Source organism: Okeania sp., from assembly GCF_983059655.1.
Map to the genome: position 1 here is coordinate 1 of NZ_CEZPJD010000474.1, position 6109 is coordinate 6109.

General features: G+C 38.5%; 5 protein-coding genes. 2 read left to right on the forward strand and 3 right to left on the reverse strand.

Features of this window, described 5'->3' with window-relative positions; translation table 11 throughout:
- Together AC3DU7_RS22125 and AC3DU7_RS22130 are read right to left on the reverse strand one after the other, a co-directional pair.
- A partial coding sequence (locus tag AC3DU7_RS22125) for an AAA-like domain-containing protein (protein WP_488041464.1) occupies positions 1–395 on the reverse strand: 395 nt, incomplete at its 3' end.
- A 159-nt stretch (positions 396–554) separates the two neighbouring features.
- Positions 555–1811, reverse strand: a complete 1257-nt coding sequence (locus AC3DU7_RS22130) for an RNA-guided endonuclease InsQ/TnpB family protein (RefSeq protein ID WP_488041465.1) — start codon at positions 1809–1811, stop codon at positions 555–557.
- A gap of 140 nt (positions 1812–1951) precedes the next feature.
- On the opposite strand from AC3DU7_RS22130, the gene AC3DU7_RS22135 reads away from it, so the two are divergent.
- Complete coding sequence (locus AC3DU7_RS22135) at positions 1952–2620, forward strand: NAD(P)H-dependent oxidoreductase (protein ID WP_488041466.1); 669 nt, start codon at positions 1952–1954, stop codon at positions 2618–2620.
- A 396-nt stretch (positions 2621–3016) separates the two neighbouring features.
- Here AC3DU7_RS22135 and AC3DU7_RS22140 read toward each other — a convergent pair whose 3' ends face one another.
- A complete protein-coding gene (locus AC3DU7_RS22140; RefSeq protein ID WP_488041468.1) occupies positions 3017–3355 on the reverse strand; it encodes a P-II family nitrogen regulator in 339 nt (112 codons plus the stop codon).
- A gap of 449 nt (positions 3356–3804) precedes the next feature.
- Here AC3DU7_RS22140 and ilvB point away from each other — a divergent pair, with 449 nt between their 5' ends.
- A complete protein-coding gene (ilvB, locus tag AC3DU7_RS22145) occupies positions 3805–5643 on the forward strand; it encodes a biosynthetic-type acetolactate synthase large subunit (protein WP_488041467.1) in 1839 nt (612 codons plus the stop codon).
- The last annotated feature ends 466 nt before the right edge of the window (positions 5644–6109 follow it).

The window sequence follows — 6109 nt, forward strand, 5'->3', positions numbered from 1 at the left end:
AATACCTCTTCAATAAAAATAAATAATCTTTCATCCGCAGGCAAATCTGCCATTTCTGCCCACCATAATTCTGGGAAATGCCGAGGAAATAAAAAAGTCTTCTCTAAAGTCAAAATTATTTGCTCATACCATTCTTCTAGAGTTAAAAGTTTATTGTTGACTCTAGTCATATCTAAAGCAATACAGATAATATTTTCTGCTTGTAACAGTTGTATTGTTCTAATTTTTAAACTTGATTTTCCCGTTTGTGGAGAACTTAATACATAACAATATTCACCTGTTTTCAAGGCATTAAATAGCTCTTTATCTGCCGAGCGTCTAACATAAGTGGGATGATCTAATGCTAAATAATTACCTACTTGATAGCTATATTCTTGATTCTTCTGTATTTTCATATTCATCAAAATAATATGGGTCTCAAACCCCGCCTTGATTGGCGAAATATTTTTGGAGCGAAGCTCAAATCCACGTTAGAAAAATAACTTCTGACTTCGTTAACTTAACTATTCTCACTCTAGCAACTGTATCAAATTTAACATCCTCCCGATGCTCCTCTACGAGACAGCGCGGGATTTCCTAGCATCACTGTTAGGGGCTTTCTGTTTCATAGCACCTGCCTTCCGGGATTTACTCCCTTCGGGTCTTACGGTCGCTCCACAGACTGACACTGCGAGTCCCGCAGCCTTCTTGGTGGGCGTTCCCTTGCGTCTATCGCCGACGCGGGTTCCCATCCGCAAAATATTTAACGAAGCGTTTATGTCCCTGTCATGGTGACTACCACACTCTGGGCAATCCCACTCTCTGATATTTAGAGGTAATTTTTCTACTATATGTCCACAATTAGAGCAACGCTTAGAACTGGGGAAATATCTGTCAATTTTGATTAATTCCCGTCCATACCATTCAGCTTTGTACTCTAATTGCCTGACTAGCTCTCCCCAGTTGGCATCACTAATTGCTCTGGCTAATTTATAGTTTTTGACCATATTTTTTACTGCCAAATCCTCAACTACTATTGTTTGGTTTTCTCTGATTAGTTGAGTCGTTAGCTTATGGGTATAGTCAAGCCTTGAATCTTTGATTTTTGCGTGTATCCTAGCTACTTTCAGCCTGGCTTTTTGATAATTATTTGACCCAAAGGTTTTCCTTGATAGACACTTTTGAGCTAACCTTAATTTTTTGTGTAACTTGTTGAGATTTTTAGGATTAGCTATTTTTTTTCCATCACTGGTAGTTACTAAGCTGGTAATTCCTAAGTCAATACCTATCTGTTTATTAACTGGTTTGAGCTTTAAATCTCTAGTGTCATTGATTCTCACAGAAACTGACCATCTGCTGCTAGGGTCAAGTTTTACTGTTATTGTGGTTGGTATACAGTTTTGTGGTAGTTGCCTACTCCATCTGATAGGTAATGGTTCAGCACATTTGGCTAGATAGACTTGACCATCTTTCCACTTGAAGGCTGATTTTGTGAACTCAGCACTACCACCATTACGTTTTTTCTTGAAGTTAGGATATTTAGTACGCCCACTGAAAAAATTAGAGAAGGCAGTCTGCAAATGTCTCAAACCTTGCTGTAATGGAACACTACTTACTTCTGTAAGAAAATCTAAATCTTCCTGCTTTTTCCAGTTGGTAAGCATAGCAGAAGTTTGCTTATACCCTAACCGTTCTTGTTTCTCATACCAAGCTTGAGTCCTTGCTGCTAAAGCTTTGTTGTAGATTAAACGCACACAACCCAATGTTCTCCGTAACAGATTCTCCTGTTCTGGAGTTGGGTAGAACCTAAATTTGTACGCTTTCTCAACCATTTACTGCTTGCTAATTTTACTTTCACATTTTAACATATTTTCTGTGAAACCACAACATTGATTGGCATTCCCATAGGACGCTCCCACAGGCCGGAGAGCATGGGTATAAATCCCAACATTCATTATAGAAAAACCAAAATATGAAAGTATTAATTGTGTATTGGCATCCCGAACCCCAAAGTTTTAACGGTGCAATGTTTCGTCAAGCTTGTGAAACTCTAGTAGATGCAGGGAATGAAGTAAAAACTTCAGACTTACATGAAATGAATTTCAACCCTGTTTCCAGCAGACAAAATTTCGCAACTGTCAAAGATTCAAATTATCTCAAACTACAACTTGAAGAGAAATATGCCACAGAGATGAATAGTTTTTCCGAAGATATCAACTCAGAAATAGAAAAAATTGAGTGGTGCGATCTAATGATTTGGCAATTTCCGTTGTGGTGGTTTGGTTTACCCGCAGTCTTCAAAGGATGGGTTGACCGTGTTTTTGCTATGGGGCGCGTTTACGGTGGCGGTCGAATATATGAAACAGGAGCTTTTCAGGGAAAACGGGCATTATTATCATTGACGACAGGTGGTGCTGAAGATATTTATATTAAGGGTGGTTTCAACGGCGATATTAATGGAATTTTACGGCCTATTCATAGAGGAATGTTGCAGTTTGTTGGTTTTGATGTGTTGGCACCGGAAATTGTATATGCACCTGTTCGGATGACTGATGAACAAAGAGTGAAAATATTGGAAAATTATGCTGCGCGTCTGAAAGAAATAAGTCAAGAATCTGCTATTGATGTTGGTACTTATTAGTATGCTGTAGGTTGGGTTAAGCGGCAGTAACACTCAACAAAAAAACCACATTTGTTTCAGCTACGTTCTCTCAATTCAACCTACAGATATAACTCAAATAAATATTTTTAGAGATAGGGATAGGTTTTATAGGTATAAAAAAGTTTTGACGTTTCAATTATTAGACCTCTGAAGCAAATTTAAAATCAAATAAATGACAAGAAAAAAATCATAAATTTTTCTTTGCCAGAAATCTCAAACTAACTTCTAACTACCTATATACCTAGCACGAAAAAACCTATCTCTAAAACTCGTGCAGGATGACAGAAATAACTAACCAGTTACAAAATCCTAAAAGTCTTACCAATCAATACTTTTAAATTTTGACTTTTGACTTTTGAATTCCGCGTAGCGACGCTAGATCGCTTCCGTATTACTTTCTCCAGTCCTAATTCTCACAATTCTATCTACTGGAGCAATGAAAATCTTACCATCACCGATCTCACCAGTACGAGAGGCAGAAATAATTTTGTCAACAACCATATCCACCAGGTCATCTTCAACTACAATTTCAACCTTAAGTTTCTGCAAAAACTCAACGGTATATTCAGAACCACGATACCTTTCAGTTTGACCCTTCTGACGCCCAAAACCTCTGACTTCAGAAACAGTCATACCCACAATACCAGCATTAACGAGAGCAATTTTTACCTCGTCCAGCTTAAAAGGCCGAATAATAGCTTCTACTTTTTTCAAGTTATTCACTCCTTACACTTAAATTTTTAGTTTACTTGTTTATCAGGATGACATCTTTTAATATCACAGCCAAGTGGACCTTGTTTGTTAAGAAAAATAAATTCAATCAGCGGTTTTTTGAGTAAGCTTCTAAAATCTTAAAAATACCGAAAAAATCACTCTTGGAGGCTGTTTGTAAACAAAAGATTAAGTAGGGTGTACGATTGTATATTTGGCATTTCTGCAATAATGGTCTGTCTGACACCTCACGCACCGCGTGCTGTGTGACAGTGCTTTGTATTATTATTAACACACCCTACATAGTTTAATATTTATTCTACAAAAACTCTCTTGTAGAAAATCTTAAAGTTTTTTGTAAATTATGTAAAAAAAGACTTTTTATTACGTCTCATTTTTGATTAAAATTATACTTTTAACTATACATAATAATATCTAGAGAGGAATTACCTGTGCAATTACAGACTAAAGTTACCCTAAAACGAGCAACGGGTGCTTTTGCACTAATGGATAGTCTCAAGCGTCATGGAGTTAAACACATATTCGGCTATCCAGGGGGTGCAATATTACCAATTTATGATGAACTCTACCGTTCAGAAGCAGCAGGAGACCTAGAGCATATTCTAGTCAGACACGAACAAGGAGCTGCTCATGCCGCCGATGGATATGCCCGTGCCACTGGTAAAGTAGGTGTATGCTTTGCTACATCAGGTCCGGGAGCCACAAATCTAGTAACAGGCATAGCTACTGCCCATATGGACTCAATTCCCATGGTAGTAATTACAGGCCAAGTAGGCCGAAAAATGATTGGTACTGATGCCTTCCAAGAAACAGACATTTATGGCATTACTCTACCGATTGTTAAACATTCTTATGTTGTCCGAGACCCAAGAGATATGGCCGGAATTATTGCTGAGGCATTCCATATTGCCAGTACAGGTCGTCCAGGCCCAGTCTTGATTGACATTCCCAAAGATGTAGGTTTGGAAGAATTTGACTATGAACCAGTTGAACCAGGTTCCATCAAACTACCTGGATATCGTCCCACTGTCAAAGGTAACCCCCGGCAAATTAACCAAGCAGTAAATTTGATGCTAGAGGCACGCCGTCCTCTATTATATATAGGTGGTGGTGCCATATCTGCAGATGCTCATGCGGAAATTCAAGAATTAGCAGAACATTTTAATATTCCTGCAACTACTACTTTGATGGGTAAAGGCGCTTTTAACGAACATCATCCCCTATCAGTAGGAATGTTAGGAATGCATGGCACTGCCTATGCTAATTTTGCAGTGAGCGAGTGCGACTTATTAATTGCTGTTGGTTCCCGTTTTGATGACCGGGTAACTGGAAAGTTAGATGAATTTGCTTGTCATGCAAAAGTAATTCATATTGATATTGATCCGGCAGAAGTAGGTAAAAATCGGATTCCTGAAGTTCCAATTGTTGGGGATGTACGCCAAATTTTGATAGACTTGCTGCGTCGTTGCCGAGAAATAGGAGATTTAGTTAATTCCGATCAAACTCAACCTTGGTTAGAAAAGATTAATCGCTGGAAACAAGATTATCCTCTAGTTGCCCCCCAATATTCAGATAGTATTTCACCTCAAGAGGTAATTGACGAAATTGGCCAAATGGCTCCAGATGCTTACTACACTACTGATGTTGGTCAGCATCAAATGTGGGCCGCTCAATTTTTGAAAAATGGACCTCGGCAATGGCTCTCTAGTGCAGGTTTGGGGACTATGGGTTATGGGATGCCTGCTGCGATGGGGGCAAAGGTGGCACTGCCAAACCGGGAGGTAATTTGTATTGCTGGTGATGCGAGTATTCAAATGAATATTCAGGAGTTGGGGACTCTGGCACAGTATGGCATTAATGTTAAAACTGTGATTATTAATAATGGTTGGCAGGGTATGGTGCGTCAATGGCAAGAGGCGTTTTTTGGCGAGCGTTATTCTTCTTCTAATATGGAGATAGGAATGCCGGATTTTGTGATGTTGGCTCAGGCTTATGGTATTAAAGGTATGATGATTTCTAGTCGGGAGGAGCTTAAAGAGGCGATCGCTCAAATGTTGGCTCACGATGGCCCTGTGTTGATGGATGTTCGTGTGACTAAGGATGAGAATTGTTATCCAATGATAGCGCCTGGCAAGAATAATGCTCAAATGGTTGGTTTACCTATTCGCAAACAACTCGAACAAGCTGTGGAGTTCATTACTTGTAGTAATTGTGGGGCACAAAATAGTATTACTCATAATTTCTGTTCTGAATGTGGCGTTAAATTGTAATTGAGAAGGAAAAGAGAGGAAGGAAGAAGGAAGAAGGAAGAGAGAAGAGGGAAGAAGAAAAATATTGCTTTGTCTAAGTTTTAAGCTTTTGAGCTTTCAGTATCCTTTCCTTAGACTGCTATATCAGCTTTTTGTGTAAGGCAGAGGAGAGAAGATAGTAGGAAAAAGCTTGGGAAAAAATTCAGAGCAATTTTATTTTTTTGTGAGTTAATCTTGTTAGGTAAAAAACTTATTTATACAGAAAGCTCGAGGGAAATTATTCCGACTACTTCCTCTATAATTTCTATTTCTCCTGACTCCTACCCTCTTTTCCTGACTCATATCCTAAAATGTTAACTCAACTCCATTTCCCAATTTGATAACTGATTATCAAAATTACTTGGGTCTAAAATTCTGCCTTTTAAGGCTAAATAGGGCTTGCTGATTAAACCTAAATGTCTTTACTGATATTGGTTTTAGCCTTTTT